Origin of the sequence: Streptomyces sp. NPDC019224 (assembly GCF_040632605.1) — a bacterium.
In the GTDB taxonomy this organism is placed as follows: Bacteria; Actinomycetota; Actinomycetes; order Streptomycetales; family Streptomycetaceae; genus Streptomyces.
The window spans coordinates 1-15,747 of the sequence record NZ_JBEYCF010000087.1; the positions used below are offsets into that span (position 1 = coordinate 1).

15 protein-coding genes are annotated in these 15,747 nt (G+C 72.6%); 6 read left to right on the forward strand and 9 right to left on the reverse strand.

All coding sequences use genetic code 11. From position 1 onward, the window contains the following. Positions 1-126 precede the first annotated feature (126 nt). The 4 genes from ABZ564_RS31930 to argH form a co-directional block, all read right to left on the reverse strand. Positions 127-1,674: an MFS transporter gene (locus ABZ564_RS31930; RefSeq protein ID WP_360862885.1), complete on the reverse strand. Its 1,548-nt coding sequence runs from the start codon at positions 1,672-1,674 to the stop codon at positions 127-129. After that, the gene (locus ABZ564_RS31935; RefSeq protein WP_360862887.1) at positions 1,671-2,222 is read right to left on the reverse strand and encodes a helix-turn-helix domain-containing protein; all 552 of its coding nucleotides are present in this window, start codon (positions 2,220-2,222) and stop codon (positions 1,671-1,673) included. The genes ABZ564_RS31930 and ABZ564_RS31935 overlap by 4 nt, the downstream gene beginning before the upstream one ends. A gap of 80 nt (positions 2,223-2,302) precedes the next feature. Then, positions 2,303-3,274: an aldo/keto reductase gene (locus ABZ564_RS31940; protein WP_360862889.1), complete on the reverse strand. Its 972-nt coding sequence runs from the start codon at positions 3,272-3,274 to the stop codon at positions 2,303-2,305. A 64-nt stretch (positions 3,275-3,338) separates the two neighbouring features. Then, the gene (argH, locus tag ABZ564_RS31945) at positions 3,339-4,772 is read right to left on the reverse strand and encodes an argininosuccinate lyase (RefSeq protein WP_360862891.1); all 1,434 of its coding nucleotides are present in this window, start codon (positions 4,770-4,772) and stop codon (positions 3,339-3,341) included. A gap of 347 nt (positions 4,773-5,119) precedes the next feature. On the opposite strand from argH, the gene ABZ564_RS31950 reads away from it, so the two are divergent. Both ABZ564_RS31950 and ABZ564_RS31955 read left to right on the forward strand, forming a co-directional pair. Further along, entirely contained in the window at positions 5,120-5,650 is a 531-nt protein-coding gene (locus ABZ564_RS31950; RefSeq protein WP_360862892.1) for a hypothetical protein, read from the forward strand. Positions 5,651-5,703: 53 nt separating this feature from the next. After that, positions 5,704-6,411 carry a L,D-transpeptidase family protein gene (locus ABZ564_RS31955; RefSeq protein WP_360862894.1) on the forward strand — a complete coding sequence of 236 codons (708 nt, stop codon included), beginning with the start codon at positions 5,704-5,706 and terminating at the stop codon, positions 6,409-6,411. Between the two features lie 15 nt (positions 6,412-6,426). Here ABZ564_RS31955 and ABZ564_RS31960 read toward each other — a convergent pair whose 3' ends face one another. From ABZ564_RS31960 to argC, 5 genes are read right to left on the reverse strand one after another with little or no spacing between them, the layout of a single operon-like run. Next, positions 6,427-6,963 carry an arginine repressor gene (locus tag ABZ564_RS31960; RefSeq protein ID WP_136204397.1) on the reverse strand — a complete coding sequence of 179 codons (537 nt, stop codon included), beginning with the start codon at positions 6,961-6,963 and terminating at the stop codon, positions 6,427-6,429. Between the two features lie 10 nt (positions 6,964-6,973). Next, on the reverse strand, positions 6,974-8,185 hold the full coding sequence (locus tag ABZ564_RS31965; RefSeq protein WP_360862896.1) for an acetylornithine transaminase: 1,212 nt from the start codon (positions 8,183-8,185) through the stop codon (positions 6,974-6,976). Continuing rightward, entirely contained in the window at positions 8,182-9,084 is a 903-nt protein-coding gene (gene argB / locus ABZ564_RS31970) for an acetylglutamate kinase (RefSeq protein ID WP_360862898.1), read from the reverse strand. Before argB ends, ABZ564_RS31965 begins: the two co-directional genes overlap by 4 nt. Next, entirely contained in the window at positions 9,081-10,235 is a 1,155-nt protein-coding gene (gene argJ / locus ABZ564_RS31975) for a bifunctional glutamate N-acetyltransferase/amino-acid acetyltransferase ArgJ (RefSeq protein WP_360862900.1), read from the reverse strand. Before argJ ends, argB begins: the two co-directional genes overlap by 4 nt. Then, positions 10,232-11,260, reverse strand: a complete 1,029-nt coding sequence (gene argC / locus ABZ564_RS31980) for an N-acetyl-gamma-glutamyl-phosphate reductase (protein ID WP_360862902.1) — start codon at positions 11,258-11,260, stop codon at positions 10,232-10,234. The genes argJ and argC overlap by 4 nt, the downstream gene beginning before the upstream one ends. Before the next feature lie 112 nt (positions 11,261-11,372). On the opposite strand from argC, the gene ABZ564_RS31985 reads away from it, so the two are divergent. The 4 genes from ABZ564_RS31985 (at position 11,373) to ABZ564_RS32000 (ending at position 15,635) form a co-directional block, all read left to right on the forward strand. Continuing rightward, on the forward strand, positions 11,373-11,807 hold the full coding sequence (locus ABZ564_RS31985; RefSeq protein ID WP_360862904.1) for a VOC family protein: 435 nt from the start codon (positions 11,373-11,375) through the stop codon (positions 11,805-11,807). A 103-nt stretch (positions 11,808-11,910) separates the two neighbouring features. Continuing rightward, positions 11,911-12,867 (forward strand): helix-turn-helix domain-containing protein, encoded by a 957-nt coding sequence (locus tag ABZ564_RS31990; RefSeq protein ID WP_360862910.1) that lies wholly within the window; start codon positions 11,911-11,913, stop codon positions 12,865-12,867. A 117-nt stretch (positions 12,868-12,984) separates the two neighbouring features. Then, a complete protein-coding gene (gap, locus tag ABZ564_RS31995; protein ID WP_360862906.1) occupies positions 12,985-13,983 on the forward strand; it encodes a type I glyceraldehyde-3-phosphate dehydrogenase in 999 nt (332 codons plus the stop codon). Positions 13,984-14,144: 161 nt separating this feature from the next. Next, positions 14,145-15,635 carry a hypothetical protein gene (locus ABZ564_RS32000; RefSeq protein ID WP_360862908.1) on the forward strand — a complete coding sequence of 497 codons (1,491 nt, stop codon included), beginning with the start codon at positions 14,145-14,147 and terminating at the stop codon, positions 15,633-15,635. Positions 15,636-15,747 lie beyond the last annotated feature (112 nt).

Genomic DNA, 15,747 nt, shown 5'->3' on the forward strand with positions numbered 1-15,747 from the left:
CCCAGCAGTTCCTGGTAGCCGGCCAGTACCCGGCCGGAGATCTCCAGCGCCTCGTCGTACCGCCCGAGGCCACGCAGGTCGGCGGCCAGTCCGGTCGCCGCCCCTCTCGCATGCGCCGGTCCGGGGCTACTCGTGCACGATGCCCTCCTCCAGCTCCTGCCCGCGCAGCAGGAACCAGGCGGCGACCGCGGTCGCCAGGAGGACGGCCGCTCCGATGACCGAGGCGAGGTGCAGACCGTCGACGAAGGCGTCCTGGGCGGCGGAGACCATCTCGGCCGCCTCCTGCGGCGGCAGCAGGTGCGAGGACTCCACGGCGCCGCCGAGCGATTCGTGCGCGGCGTCCGAGACGGCGGGCGGGGTGCCGGGCGGGGCCGTGAAGTTCTGGTAGGCGCCGGTCACGATGGAGCCGAGCAGGGCGATGCCGAGGGCGGCGCCCAGCTCGTACGCCGTCTCGGAGACCGCGGAGGCCGAGCCCGCGTGCTCCTTGGGGACGCTGGACAGGATCACGTCGGAGGTCACGGTGAACGCGAAGCCCGCGCCCACGCCCACGATCAGGAGCAGCGCGCCGATCAGCGGGTAGTAGGCCGTGTCCCGGTGGACGGCGGCGACCGCGGCCAGCGCCACGCCGATCGCGCCGAGCCCGCCGGACACCACCACCCGGACGGTGAAACGCCGGGCGACCGTGCCGGCCAGCAGGCCCGCGGTGACGGCGCCCACGGCGGCGGGCAGTTCGGCGAGCCCCGCCTCCAGCGGTCCGCGGCCCTGCACCAGCTGGAGGAACTGGGAGAGGAAGAAGACCAGGCCGGACAGGCCGAGGATGGTCAGCAGGTCGGCCAGGACCGCGCCGGAGAAGCCCCGGTGGTGGAAGAGCCGCATGTCCAGCAGGGGTGCGGGGAGCCGGAACTGACGGCGTACGAACCAGATCAGCGCCAGCAGACCGGCGACGCCCACCAGGGCGGAGGTCCAGCTCGGGCCGTGGGCGGCCATCTCCTTGATGGCGTAGACGAACCCGATCATGCCGACCAGGGAGAGGCCCACGCTCGGCAGGTCCCAGGGGCCGGGCGCCGGGTTCTTGGACTCGGGGATCATCTTGATGCCGACCGCCACGAGCACGGCCATGACGGGCAGGTTGATCAGGAAGACCGACCCCCACCAGAAGTGCTCCAGGAGGAACCCGCCCACGACGGGTCCGACGGCGGCGCCGGCCGAGGCCATCGCGCCCCAGATGCCGATGGCGAAGCTGCGTTCGCGGGGGTCGTGGAAGAGGTTGCGGATCAGGGCGAGGGTGGACGGCATCAGGGTGGCGCCGGCGACGCCGAGCAGCGCCCGCGCCAGGATCATCATCTCGGGTGTGTGCGCGTAGGCGTTGAGCACCGAGACCGCGCCGAAGGCGGTGGCGCCGCACAGCAGCAGCTTCTTGCGGCCGATGCGGTCACCGAGGCTGCCCATCGACACCAGGAGCCCGGCGATGACGAAGGAGTAGACGTCACCGATCCAGAGCAGCTGGGTGCCGGTCGGCTCCAGGTCCTCGCTGAGGAACGGCGTCGCCAGGCCGAGCACGGTCGCGTCGACGGCCACCAGCAGCACGGCGAGGACGAGGACGGCCAGCGCGATCCACCGTCCGGGGCGGTACGGATCGACGGGGGGCTCCGGGCGCTCTTCGACGCTGCTCATTGCTCCACGCTCCGGCGTGCGCCGCCGAGCAGCAACTCGGCGATCATGTACGGGAAGTCCCGCGCGGCCACCCGGCCCGCCTGAACGGCCCACGCCCCGGTGCCGATGAGCCCGTACAGCGCCTCGGTCAGCCAGGCAGGGGTCAGGTCGATGCGGAATTCGCCGCGTTCCTGGCCGCGCCGGAAGAAGGCGGCGACGCGGGCGTCCAGCCGGTCCCAGCCGGTGTTCCGGTCGTCGCCCTCGAAGAGCTGGTTCTCGGTCACGAGGAACGAGAGCAGTCCGGCGCTCGGCTCGACGGCGACGACGAACCGGCGCAACGCCTCCTCGCTCGTGCCCTCGCCCATCGCGGCGGCGTCCAGCGCCGCCTCGAACTCCTGGATGCCCAGCTCCTCCAGCGCCCTGACCAGGGCGTCCCGTCCGGCGAAGTGCCGATGCAGGGTGGCGCGCCCGATGCCGGCCGCCTTGGCGACCTCGTCCATGGTGGCGGTGGATCTACGGGTCAGCAGGGCGGCGGCGCTGCGCAGCACCTGCTCACGATCAAGAGTCATGAGACAACGCTAACCCGAATGAGACATCAACGTCTCATTCGGGTGAGCGGTCCGGCCCCTGGGCGGCGGGCGGGGCCGACTCAGCTCCAGGGCAGCGAGGCGCGGTGGCGCCAGTAGGCTTCCGGTTCCTCGACCAGGGCGTCCAGCCGGGCACGGCGTTCCTCGTCGAGGACGGGGACGGCCGCGTGGAGGTTGCCGGAGAGCTGGGCGACGGTGGCCGCGCCGGAGAGCACGACACCGGCCCACGGCTGATGGAGCACCAGGGCCAGGGCGACCGCGTCGCTCCCGAGCCCTTCCTCGTCGGCGATCTCCCGCACGACGGCGGGCGCCTGGTCGCCCGCGAGCCGCCCGTTGGCCATGGCCTCCTTGACGATGACGGTGAGCCCGGCGGCGTGGGCCTCGGCGAGCGCGGGCCCCGCCGACGTCTCCAGCGCGTTGTAGGTGGCCTGGACCGTACGGAAGAGAGGGGCGCCGTCGACCGTGACGGCGAGGGCTGCCAGGACCGCCTCGGCCTGGGCGGGGCCGCTGGTGGAGAGGCCGACGCTGACGCCCCGGGCCGCCAGTTCGGCGAGGCGGGCGTGCAGTTCCTTGTCGCTGAGCGCCGGGCTGTCCGGGGTCACCGAGTGGATCTGGTAGAGGTCGAGCCGGTCGCCGAGCAGGGCGGCGGTCTCGGCGCGCTGGCGTTCGAACGCGGCGAGGCTGTGGTCCTTGACCTCGTGCACCTCGGCGTCGAGACCCCAGTCCGCGGTGTAGGTGTAGCCCCATTTGCTGCCGACGACCACGTCGTCCGCCTCGGGGTGCGCGTCCAGCCAGCCGGCCAGGAACTCCTCGGCGCGCCCGTAGGAGCGGGCGGTGTCGAAGTAGCGGACGCCCTGCGCGTAGGCGGCGTCGAGGAGTTCGTGCGTACGGTCGCGCAGGGCGTCGGGCGAGCGGCCCTCGGGCAGGTCCCGGTCGCGGTGGAGGTTGATGTAGCCGGGCCTGCCGACGGCGGCCAGGCCGAGGCCGATGTGGGCGGTGGGGGTGGTCGCTGCGGAAAGTCGGGCGAACGGCATCGCGGGCTCCTCGTCGTCGGGCAGGACGCGCCTACCCTCAACGTAGCCCGCGATGCGTTTTCGACTACTTGTGCGCGTCCGCCCAGGCGTGCTGCACGGCGAGGTCCGCCTTGACCTCGGCCAGCTGGACGGCGACGGCCGAGGGGGCGGTGCCGCCGCGCCCGCTGCGGGAGGCCAGGGCGCCGGCCACATCGAGGACGGTGCGGACCTCCGGGGTGAGGTGCTCGGAGATCTTCGCGAACTGCTCGTCCGTCAGCTCGTCCAGCTCGATGCCGTGGTGCTCGCACTCCTTGACGCACTCACCGGCGACCTCGTGGGCGACGCGGAACGGCACACCCTGCTTGACCAGCCACTCCGCGATGTCGGTGGCGAGCGAGAAGCCGGCCGGGGCCAGCTCCTCCATGCGGTCCCGGTTGACGGTGAGCGTCGCCATCATGCCGGTGAAGGCGGGGAGCAGGACCTCCAGCTGGTCGCAGGAGTCGAAGACCGGCTCCTTGTCCTCCTGGAGGTCGCGGTTGTACGCGAGCGGCAGGGCCTTGAGCGTGGCCATCAGGCCGGTGAGGTTGCCGATGAGCCGGCCCGACTTGCCCCGGGCGAGTTCGGCGATGTCCGGGTTCTTCTTCTGCGGCATGATCGAGGAGCCGGTGGAGAAGGCGTCGTGCAGGGTGACGAAGGAGAACTCCTTCGTGTTCCAGATGATGATCTCCTCGGCGATCCGGGAGAGGTTGACGCCGATCATCGCGGTGACGAACGCGAACTCGGCGACGAAGTCCCGGGACGCCGTCCCGTCGATGGAGTTGCCCACCGAACCGCGCTCGAAGCCGAGGTCGGCCGCGACCGCCTCCGGGTCCAGGCCCAGCGAGGACCCGGCCAGCGCGCCGGAGCCGTACGGCGAGACGGCGGTCCGCTCGTCCCACTGCCGCAGCCGCTCCGCGTCCCGGGACAGGGACTGCACGTGGGCCAGGACGTGGTGGGCGAAGAGCACCGGCTGGGCGTGCTGGAGGTGCGTACGGCCGGGCATGGCCACGTCCGGGTGGGCCTCGGCCAGGCCGACCAGGGCGTCCTGGAGGTCGGCGATCAGACCGCCGATGATGCGGGCGTGGTCGCGCAGGTACATCCGGAAGAGCGTGGCGATCTGGTCGTTGCGGGACCGGCCGGCGCGGAGCTTGCCGCCGAGGTCGGGGCCGAGCCGCTCCAGCAGGCCGCGCTCCAGGGCGGTGTGGACGTCCTCGTCGGCGATGGTGCCGGTGAAGGAGCCGTCGGCCACGTCGGCTTCGAGCTGGTCGAGCCCGGCGGTCATCCGGGTCAGCTCGTCCTCGGTGAGCAGGCCCGCCTTGCTGAGGGCGCGGGCATGGGCACGGGAGCCGGCGATGTCGTACGGCGCGAGGCGCCAGTCGAAGTGGACGGACGCGGACAGCCGGGCCAGCGCCTCGGCCGGTCCGTCGGCGAAGCGGGCGCCCCAGAGACGTACGTCGCCGTTGCCGTTGCCGTTGCTCACTGCGTGCTCCTCGGGAGTGCCACGATCATTGATAGGCATAACTATGCAGTCGACTGCATGGTTTGTCAAAGCGCGTGCCGGGGCCGTCCGGCCGCCGGTACGGTCTCCCCCGGACCACCTGGGGGGATCATGGACGACGCCTGGACGACGGCGGAGCACCTGGCCGACGGCGTGCCGCTGCGCGAAGCGCTCGGGGACCGGGACGCCGCGGAGTGCTGGGTGGCGCTCGACCTGGCGGTGCGGCGTCTGCCGCCCCAGGACCTACCCCCGTACGCCCCGCACGGCGGGGTCTCACCGCGCTGGGACCGGAACGCCCCGCTGACCGGACCCGCGGCCGCCCTCGCCCTGTGCCACCCCGACGGCCGGGTCCGGGCGGCGGCGTCACCGCGCTGCGGCGCGCCGGACGGTACGACGAGGCGCGGGCCTACCTGGCCGACCGTTCGAGCGTGGTGCGGGCCTGCGCCCGGTACGTGGTACGCCAGGGCGGAGGCGATCCGCTGCCGCTGTACAGGGCGCTGTGCGCCGACGGGGTCACGGCACCGGGCGCCGCCGCCGGGCTCGGCGAGTGCGGCGACCGCTCGGACGCCGGCACGGTGCGGGCCCTGGTCCGCTACCCGGTTCCGGCCGTGCGCGCCCAGGCGGTGACCGGGCTGCGGGCGCTCGACGCGGTGACCCGGGAGGGGCTGGGCCCGCTGCTCGACGATCCGTCACCCGCCGTCGTCCGGGCGGCCACCCGGGCCCTGCTCCCCCACGCGGCCGAGTTCCCCGTCGCATGGCTGCGTGAGCGCGACGCCCCGGACCGGCCCCGGGCCACCCGGGTGGCGGCACGACGGCTGCTGCGGGCGGCCGGGCTTCCGCTCCCGCGGCCCGCACCCTGAACTGCCCTGCTGCCGAAGTGCTTTCGGGGCGTCCACGGCCTAAAGTCCCTGGCATGCGAAGACTTATGACAACCGCCGCCGTCCTGCTGGCCCTCGGCGGCGTGGTCGGGGCCGGCCGGCCGCCGCTGGCCACCGCCCCGCTGCCGATGCGGCTCGCCGACACGGGCGGCGGCACCCAGCTGATCACCGCCATGGCGAACGGCACCTCGTCCACCACCGGCACACTCACCTGGTGGGACCTGCGCGACGGGAAGTGGACCGCTGCCGGGACCGCCACCGCACGGTTCGGCTCGAAGGGCCTCACCGAGGGCAGCACCCGCCGGCAGAGCACCTGGACGACGCCCACCGGGCTCTACAACCTGCCGTACGCCTTCGGGGTCAAGGCCGCGCCCGCCGGGACGCGCTACTCGTACCGGCAGGCGACCACCAAGTCCTGGTGGTGCGAGGACAACGAGGCCGCCGACTACAACCGCTGGGTCGAGCCGCTGCCCTCCGACTGCCGGGCCTCGGAGTCCGAGCAGATCACCGCGTACCCCACGCAGTACGCCCGCGCGCTCGTCATCGGCTTCAACTACGAGAAGCCGGTACGCGGCCGGGGCGCCGGGATCTTCCTGCACGTCAACGGGAGCGGCGCGACCGCCGGTTGCGTCTCCGTACCGGCGGACGCGATGGACCGCATCCTGGCCTGGGCCGACCCGGCCCGCAGCCCCCACATCGCGATCGGCACCGTCGCGGGCGCGACCGCGATCACCAACTACTGACGACGGCGCCCGCCGTCAGCGCTCGTTCTGCGCGAGCCGCAGCAGATGGTCGGCGAGCGCCTGCCCGCCGGCCGGGTCACGGCTGATCAGCATGAGCGTGTCGTCGCCCGCGATGGTGCCGAGGATGTCGTGCAGTTCGGCCTGGTCGATGGCCGAGGCGAGGAACTGCGCGGCGCCCGGCGGCGTACGCAGCACCACCAGGTTGGCCGAGGCCTCCGCCGAGATGAGCAGCTCGGCGGAGAGCCGGCGCATCCGCTCCTCCTTGGCGGAGCCGCCCAGCGGTGCCTGCGGGGTGCGGAAACCGCCCTCGCTGGGCACCGCGTAGATCAGTTCGCCGCCGGTGTTGCGGATCTTCACCGCACCCAGCTCGTCCAGGTCCCGGGAGAGCGTCGCCTGGGTGACGCTCAGCCCGTCGTCCGCGAGGAGCTTGGCCAGCTGGCTCTGCGAGCGCACCGGCTGCCGGTTGAGGATGTCCACGATCCGGCGGTGGCGCGCCGTGCGGGTCTGCGGCACCGACGGCCCGCCGAACTCGGATTCCTGCGCCTCGGTCATCGTCGTCGCCTCATTCTCCGGAGCGCTTCTCTCCGGATCGTCCGTCCCCGTATGCCGCGTCGAGGGCGCCCGGCAGCGCCCGGAGGAACGCGTCCACCTCCGCGTCGCCGATGGTCAGCGGCGGCATCAGCCGCACGACATCGGGCGTGGCCGCGTTCACCAGGAGGCCGGCCCCCTGAGCCGCCTGCTGCACCTGGGGCGCGAGGGGCTCGGTGAGCACGATACCCAGCAGCAGGCCGGAGCCCCTGACGTGGGAGACCAGTGGGTGGCCCAGCGCCTCCACGCTCTCCCGGACGCGCTCGCCGAGCCGCTTCACCTGGTCGAGGGCGCCGTCGGCGGCGAGGGTGTCCAGGACCGCGAGGCCGGCGGCGCAGGCGACCGGGTTGCCGCCGAACGTCGTACCGTGCCGGCCGGGCGCGAGCAGGTCGGCGGCGGCGCCGAAGGCGACCGTGGCACCGAGGGGAAGTCCCCCGCCGAGCCCCTTGGCGAGGGTGACGACGTCCGGCTCCACGCCCTGGTGGGCCTGGTGCTCGAACCACGTACCGCACCGGCCGATGCCGGTCTGGACCTCGTCGAGCACGAGCAGGGTGCCGGTGGCCCGGGTGATCTCCCGGGCCGCCTCCAGGTAGCCCTTGGGCGGGACGACGACGCCGTTCTCGCCCTGCACGGGCTCGATGATCACGAAGGCGGTGTCGGTGGTGACGGCGGCCCGCAGCGCCTCCACGTCGCCGTACGGGACATGCGTGACGTCGCCGGGGAGCGGGGAGAACCCCTCGCGCTTCTTGGGCTGGCCGGTGAGCGCGAGGGCGCCCATGGTCCGGCCGTGGAAGCCGCCGTCGGTGGCGACCATGTGGGTGCGCCCGGTCAGCCGGCCGATCTTGAACGCGGCCTCGTTGGCCTCGGTGCCCGAGTTGCAGAAGTAGACCTTGCCGGTGCGGCCGAAGAGCTGGAGCAGCCGTTCGGCGAGCGCGACGGGCGGTTCGGCGATGAACAGGTTGGAGACGTGGCCGAGGGTGGAGATCTGGGCGGTGACCGCCTCGACGACGGCGGGATGGGCGTGGCCCAGGGCGTTGACCGCGATGCCGCCGACGAAGTCGAGGTACTCGGTGCCGTCCGCGTCCCACAGCCGGGCGCCCTCACCGCGGACCAGGGACAGCTTCGGGGTGCCGTAGTTGTCCATCAGCGCGTGCTGCCACCGCTGCGAAAGTTCTGCGTTGGTCATGATTCCCCCTGCGCGTCGGGCACGACCATCGTGCCGATTCCCTCGTCGGTGAAGATCTCCAGCAGGATCGAGTGCTGCACCCGGCCGTCGATGACGCGGGCGGTCTCGACGCCGTTGCGCACGGCGTGCAGGCAGCCCTGCATCTTGGGCACCATGCCGCTGGACAGCTCCGGCAGCAGCTTCTCCAGCTCGGTGGCGGTGAGCCGGCTGATCACGTCGTCGCTGTGGGGCCAGTCCTCGTACAGGCCCTCGACGTCGGTGAGGACCATCAGGGTCTCGGCACCCAGCGCGGCGGCGAGGGCGGCGGCCGCGGTGTCGGCGTTGACGTTGTAGACGTGGTTGTCGTCGGCGGACCGGGCGATGGAGGAGATGACCGGGATGCGGCCGTCGTCCAGCAGGGCCTGGATGGCACCGGTGTCGATGGCGGTGATCTCACCGACCCGGCCGATGTCGACGAGCTCGCCGTCGATGGTGGGCCGGTGCTGTACGGCGGTGATGGTGTGGGCGTCCTCGCCGGTCATGCCGACGGCGAGCGGCCCGTGCTGGTTGAGCAGGCCCACCAGTTCGCGCTGGACCTGGCCGGCGAGCACCATGCGGACGACGTCCATCGCCTCGGGCGTGGTGACGCGCAGGCCGGCCTTGAACTCGCTGACCAGGCCCTGCTTGTCGAGCTGGGCGCTGATCTGCGGGCCGCCGCCGTGCACCACGACGGGCTTGAGGCCGGCGTGCCGCAGGAAGACGACGTCCTGGGCGAAGGCCGCCTTCAGCTCGTCGTCGATCATGGCGTTGCCGCCGAACTTGATGACGACGGTCCTGCCGTTGTGCCGGGTCAGCCAGGGCAGCGCCTCGATGAGGATCTGCGCCTTCGGGAGTGCGGTGTGCTTCCGCGCCGTCGTCATGAGCTGTACGCGCTGTTCTCGTGGACGTAGTCCGCGGTGAGGTCGTTGGCCCAGATGACGGCCGACTCGTTGCCCGCGGCGAGGTCGGCGGTGATCCGCACCTCCCGGAAGCGCATGTCGACGAGGTCGCGGTCCTCGCCGACCGAGCCGTTGCGGCAGACCCAGACGTCGTTGATCGCGACGTTCAGCGCGTCCGGTTCGAAGGCGGCCTTCGTGGTGCCGATGGCGGAGAGCACCCGGCCCCAGTTGGGGTCCTCGCCGTGGATGGCGCACTTGAGGAGGTTGTTGCGGGCGATGGAGCGGCCCACCTCGACGGCGTCGTCCTCGGTCGCGGCGTTCACGACCTCGATGCGGATGTCCTTGGAGGCGCCCTCGGCGTCCCCGATCAGCTGCCGGGCGAGGTCGTCGCAGACGGTCCGGACGGCCTCGGCGAACTCCTTGGGCTCCGGGGTGGTCCCGCTGGCGCCGGAGGCCAGCAGCAGCACGGTGTCGTTGGTGGACATGCAGCCGTCGGAGTCGACCCGGTCGAAGGTGGTGCGGGTGGCGTCGCGCAGGGCGGCGTCGAGCCCGGCGGCGTCCACGTCGGCGTCGGTGGTGAGCACGACGAGCATGGTGGCCAGGCCGGGGGCGAGCATGCCGGCGCCCTTGGCCATGCCGCCGACGGTCCAGCCCTCGCCTCCGGCGACGGCGGTCTTGTGCACGGTGTCGGTGGTCTTGATGGCGATGGCGGCCTTCTCGCCGCCGTGCTCGCTGAGCTCGGCCGCGGCCTTCTCGATGCCGGGGAGCAGCTTGTCCATGGGCAGCGGGATGCCGATGAGCCCGGTGGAGGCGACGGCGATCTCGCCCGCGTTGTGGCCGCCCAGCACCTCGGCCGCCTTCTCGGCGGTGGCGTGGGTGTCCTGGAAGCCCTGGGGGCCCGTACAGGCGTTGGCTCCGCCGGAGTTGAGGACGACGGCGGTGACCTCGCCGCCCTTGAGGACCTGCTCCGACCACAGGACGGGGGCGGCCTTGACGCGGTTGGAGGTGAAGACGCCCGCGGCGGCGCGGCGCGGACCGTTGTTGACCACGAGGGCCAGGTCCGGGTTGCCGTTCTCCTTGATTCCGGCGGCGATGCCCGCTGCCGAGAATCCTTGTGCTGCCGTGACGCTCACGGTGCGACTCCGATCGTGGAAAGACCTGTGTCCTCGGGCAGGCCGAGGGCGATGTTCATGGACTGCAGGGCGCCGCCCGCGGTGCCCTTGGCGAGGTTGTCGATGGCGCTGATCACGATGATCCGCCCGGCCGCCTCGTCGTACGCGACCTGGATCTGCACGGCGTTGGAGCCGTACACGGCGGCGGTGGCGGGCCACTGCCCCTCGGGCAGCAGGTCGACGAACGGCTCGTCCGCGTACGCCTTCTCGTAGGCGGCGCGCACGGTCTCGGCGCTGGCCCCGGGCTTCGCCTTCGCGCTGCACGTGGCGAGGATGCCGCGGGGCATGGGCGCGAGGGTCGGGGTGAACGAGACGGTGACCGGCTCGCCGGCGGCGGCGCTGAGGTTCTGGATCATCTCGGGCGTGTGCCGGTGGACGCCGCCGACGCCGTACGGCGACATGCTGCCCATCACCTCGGAGCCGAGCAGATGCGGCTTGGCCGCCTTGCCGGCGCCGGAGGTCCCGGACGCGGCGACGATCACGGCCTCCGGCTCGGCGAGCTGCGCCGCGTACGCCGGGAACAGCGCGAGCGACACGGCGGTCGGATAGCACCCCGGTACCGCGATCCGCTTGGTCCCGGCGAGGGCGGCGCGGGCGCCGGGCAGTTCGGGCAGCCCGTAGGGCCAGGTGCCGGCATGCGGCGAGCCGTAGAATTTCTCCCAGTCGGCGGCGTCCCGGAGGCGGAAGTCGGCGCCCATGTCCACCACGAGCACCTCGTCACCGAGCTGCTCGGCCACGGCGGCCGACTGCCCGTGCGGCAGGGCGAGGAAGACCACGTCGTGCCCGGCGAGCACGTCGGCGGCGGTGGGCTGGAGGATGCGGCCGGCCAGGGGGCGCAGGTGCGGTTGCAGCGCGCCGAGGGGCTGGCCCGCGTTGGAGTTGGCGGTGAGTGCGCCGATCTCCACCTCGGGGTGGGCGAGCAGCAGACGGAGCAGTTCCCCGCCCGCGTATCCACTCGCTCCTGCCACTGCTGCGCGTACCGCCATCGAAAGCCTCCTCGTCGATGGCATGACTATACGCAGCGATGCACTTTTATGCAAAGAATTCGCGGCTGTCGCTCCTCGAAGCGGCGCCGGGTCTCCCCTCTAGGGTGACCCCATGGCAACGATCAGGCAGTTCCAGGTGACCTTCGACTGTGCGGATCCCGAGCGTGTGGGGCGTTTCTGGTGCGAGGTGCTCGGGTACGTCGCACCGGAGCCGCCCGAGGGGTTCGACTCCTGGGACGCGTACAACGCCTCACTGCCGCCGGAGCAACGGAACACCTGGTTCGCGGCCTCCGACCCCACCGGGGCCGGGCCGCGGATGTACTTCCAGAAGGTTCCCGAGGGCAAGGCCGCCAAGAACCGGCTGCACCTGGACGTACGGGTCGGCACCGGACTCGTCGGCGAGGAGCGCCTTGCCGTGCTGGAGGCCGAGTGTGCGCGGCTGCTCCCGCTCGGCGCCAAGCGCGGGCGGTTGCTGCTCGCCGACGGCGAGAACGAGTCGTGCCTCAACATGCAGGACGTCGAGGGCAACGAGTTCTGCCTCGACTGAGCGGGCCCGGCCGGGCGGGCGCGACGTGTGCGCCGGCTTCGCGTCCGCGCGCCCCCCGGCGCCCGGCGCCCGGCCGCGTACGCTCGCGCCCATGTCAGCGCCTGTGCCCAGCTCCCGTCTGCACCGCGTCGCCGTCCTTGTGCTCGACGGGGCCAAGCCGCTCGACGTCGGGATCCCGGCGCAGGTCTTCACGACCCGGGCGAGCATGCCGTACGAGGTACGGGTGTGCGGCGCGGCCCCGGGCCCGGTGGCCGGGGGCGACGGGCTCGCCTACCACGTCACCCACGGGCTCGAAGCGCTCGCCTGGGCGGACATCGTCTTCGTGCCCGGGTACCGGCGGCCGGACCGGGAGGACCCGCCCCGGGCCGTGATCGAGGCGCTGGTCGCCGCGCACCAGCGGGGGGCCCGGCTCGCCGCCATCTCCACCGGGGCGTTCGCGCTCGCCGCCACCGGGCTGCTCGACGGCCGGCGGGCCACCACGCACTGGCACTACACGCGGGCGCTCGCGGCGAAGTACCCGCTGGTCAGGGTCGACGAGAACGTGCTGTTCGTCGACGAGGGCAGCGTCCTCACCTCGGCCGGTGCCGCCTCCGGGATCGACCTGTGCCTGCACGTCCTGCGCGGCGACCTGGGCGTCGCCGCGTCCAACCACGCGGCCCGGCGGCTCGTCGCGGCCCCCTACCGCAGCGGCGGCCAGGCGCAGTACGTGCCGCGCAGCGTGCCCGAGCCGCTGGGCGAGCGGTTCGCGGCCACCCGTGAGTGGGCGCTGCACCGGCTCGGCGAACCGCTCACCCTGGACGCGCTCGCCCGGCACGCGGCGGTCTCGCCCCGGACGTTCTCGCGGCGGTTCGTCGAGGACACCGGGTACACCCCGATGCAATGGGTGATGCGCGCCCGTATCGACATGGCCCGCGAACTCCTCGAACGCTCGGAGCGGGCCGTCGAGCAGATCGCCGCCGATGTGGGCCTGGGGACCGGCGCGAATCTGCGGCTGCACTTCCAGCGCATCCTGGGCACCACCCCGAGCGAGTACCGGCGCACCTTCACCCGGGGCGAATAGGGGCATCCCGCCCCCGGTGCGGCTGGCGGGATCCTTGCGGACCGTGGCGATCGCGCCGCTGTCCCGGGCGGGCGGCGAGCGCGATCGTGGAGGGCGAAGAGAGAAGGGACATCTCACATGACTCGCATCGCCATCAACGGATTCGGCCGCATCGGACGCAACGTGCTGCGCGCGCTGCTCGAACGCGACAGCGACCTCGACCTGGTCGCCGTCAACGACCTCTCGGAGCCCGCCACCCTCGCCCGCCTGCTGGCGTTCGACACCACCGCCGGCCGGCTGGGCCGCCCGGTGACCGTGGACGGGGACACCCTCGTCGTGGACGGCCGCCGCATCAAGGTGCTCGCCGAGCGGGAGCCCGCGCGACTGCCCTGGGCGGAGCTCGGCATCGACATCGCCGTGGAGGCGACCGGCCGTTTCACCTCGGCGAAGGCGGCCCGCGCCCACATCGACGCCGGTGCGAAGCGGGTCCTGGTCGCCGCGCCGTCGGACGGGGCCGACGTGACGCTCGCGTACGGGGTCAACAGCGACGCGTACGACCCCGAGCTGCACACGATCGTCTCGAACGCCTCCTGCACCACCAACGCGCTCGCGCCGCTGGCCTCGGTGCTCGACGACCTCGCCGGCATCGAGCACGGATTCATGACGACCGTGCACGCCTACACCCAGGAGCAGAACCTCCAGGACGGGCCGCACCGCGACCCCCGCCGCGCCCGCGCCGCCGGCGTCAACATCGTGCCGACCACGACCGGCGCCGCCAAGGCGATCGGACTCGTGCTGCCCCGGCTGGACGGCAAGCTGTCGGGCGACTCCATCCGGGTGCCGGTCCCGGTGGGTTCGATCGTCGAGCTGAACACCACCGTGGCACGGGACGTGACGCGCGATCAGGTGCTGGAGGCGTACCGGGCAGCGGCCGCGGGCCCCCTGGCGGGCGTGCTCGAATACTCCGACGACCCGCTCGTGTCGGCCGACATCACCGGCAACCCGGCGTCCTCCATCTTCGACTCCGAGCTCACCCGGGTCGACGGACGCCACATCAAGGTGTCCGCCTGGTACGACAACGAGTGGGGCTTCTCCAACCGGGTGATCGACACCCTCACCCTGCTGGCCGGCCGCTAGTGCCGCGGGGGGCGGCCACCGGCCGCCCCCGACTCCCTTGGCCGCGCGCCGAGTTCACCTTCCGTTCGCCGGGCAACCTTCTCCGCTTCGCACGTGTCTCCCATGCGAGCCCTCACACCTCGTACGCCATTGGCTCCGCGTACGCGACCAAGGAGAATTTTGTGGGCATTCGCACCATGCTGACCGTTGCCGTCTGTGCTGCCACGGCGCTGACCGGCGGCACGGCCGTCGCCGCGGCCCCCGGGGGCGCGCACGCGGGCACGGCCGGGGGAACGGCAACCACCACCGTGCGGGAGGACTTCAACGGGGACGGGTATCAGGACCTCGCCGTCGCCGCCCCCGCCGCCACGGTGGCCGGCCACTCCTGGGCCGGTTACGTCACCGTCAGCTACGGCTCGGCCCAGGGTCTGACGACGGCGAAGACCACGGTCATCGATCAGAACACCCCGGGCGTGCCGGGGGCCCCCGGGGACAATCACGGCTTCGGCTACCGGATGTTCGCCGAGGACCTCGACCAGGACGGGCTGACCGACCTCGCTCTGGTCACCCATGAACGGTTCCTGGGCGAGGGTTACGCCATCAACGGCTCCGTCGTCCTGCTGTGGGGCAGCGCCGGCGGCATCACCGGGCAGGGCGCGGTCCGTATACCGACTGCGCCCGACCACCAGATCGGAGACAACCTCACCGCCGGTGACTTCGACGGCGACGGGACGAGGGACCTGATGATGCTGAACGGAGACGACGGGGAGCGGCGCAGCGTGCTCTACGGGCCGTTCACCCGGGCCGGGAAGCCGGCGCGCGAGCAGGGGATCCTCATGTTCAGCACGGACAACTACATGTCGAACACCGCGGCCGGTGACTTCAACGGCGACGGCATCGACGACCTGTGCACGTTCTTCGTGTACGAGAACCACGCCGAGGGCGGCAAGCTGTGGCTGGGCACCCCGACGGGCCTGTCCACGAAGCCGACGGCGCTCCCGAGCGCCGGGGCCACCGCGGTCGGTGACTTCGACAAGGACGGCAAGGACGACCTCGCCACCCAGGTGATCCCGAACGGCATCACGGAGGAGCTGCCCGCGGCCCCCGGAACCATCAAGATCTACTACGGTTCCGCGTCCGGTCCGAGCACCACCCGGACGAAGACGATCACCCAGGACAGCGCGGGCGTGCCCGGGGTGAGCGAGAGGGGCGACCAGTTCGGCGCCCGGCTCAGCGCGGGTGACGTCAACGGCGACGGTTACGCCGACCTGGCCGCGGGTGTGCCTTTCGAGGCCATCGAGACGACCAAGGGGGCGGGCGCGGTGGTGCTGCTGAAGGGCGGCTCCGGCGGACTGAGCGGTACCGGTTCGCAGTCCTTCCACCAGGACTCGGCCGGGGTGCCGGGCGTGGCGGAGGCCGGTGACCACTTCGGCGGATCGGTCCGGCTGCTCGACATCAACAAGGACGGCAGGGCGGACCTGGCGGCCGGTGCCCCCGACGAGAACCTCGACGCGGTCGCGGACGGCGGTGCGGCGTGGTCGCTGCGGGGCGCCTCCTCGGGCCTGACCGCGACGGGCTCCTTCGCCTTCAACCCGGTCGACCTGGGCGCCCCGGTGCTCAAGGCCCGCTTCGGCCTGGACCTGTCGAACGACAACGGCCCGAACATCGGCTGACGCAGCCGACGAAAGCGGGGCGGGTTCGTCCGCATCCTGCTCCCGGTCGCCCCCGACGGGATGCACACCTTCGCCCCGTACCTCGCGGCCTTCGCCGCCGCCGGGATCGTCT

Bases quoted from the DNA above. Each gene is read 5' to 3' on its own strand.
- ABZ564_RS31930 (WP_360862885.1), bottom strand. From the start codon at position 1,674: ATGAGCAGCGTCGAAGAGCGCCCGGAGCCCCCCGTCGATCCGTACCGC.
- ABZ564_RS31935 (WP_360862887.1), bottom strand. From the start codon at position 2,222: ATGACTCTTGATCGTGAGCAGGTGCTGCGCAGCGCCGCCGCCCTGCTG.
- ABZ564_RS31940 (WP_360862889.1), bottom strand. From the start codon at position 3,274: ATGCCGTTCGCCCGACTTTCCGCAGCGACCACCCCCACCGCCCACATC.
- ABZ564_RS31955 (WP_360862894.1), top strand. From the start codon at position 5,704: ATGCGAAGACTTATGACAACCGCCGCCGTCCTGCTGGCCCTCGGCGGC.
- ABZ564_RS31960 (WP_136204397.1), bottom strand. From the start codon at position 6,963: ATGACCGAGGCGCAGGAATCCGAGTTCGGCGGGCCGTCGGTGCCGCAG.
- ABZ564_RS31965 (WP_360862896.1), bottom strand. From the start codon at position 8,185: ATGACCAACGCAGAACTTTCGCAGCGGTGGCAGCACGCGCTGATGGAC.
- argB (WP_360862898.1), bottom strand. From the start codon at position 9,084: ATGACGACGGCGCGGAAGCACACCGCACTCCCGAAGGCGCAGATCCTC.
- argC (WP_360862902.1), bottom strand. From the start codon at position 11,260: ATGGCGGTACGCGCAGCAGTGGCAGGAGCGAGTGGATACGCGGGCGGG.
- ABZ564_RS31985 (WP_360862904.1), top strand. From the start codon at position 11,373: ATGGCAACGATCAGGCAGTTCCAGGTGACCTTCGACTGTGCGGATCCC.
- gap (WP_360862906.1), top strand. From the start codon at position 12,985: ATGACTCGCATCGCCATCAACGGATTCGGCCGCATCGGACGCAACGTG.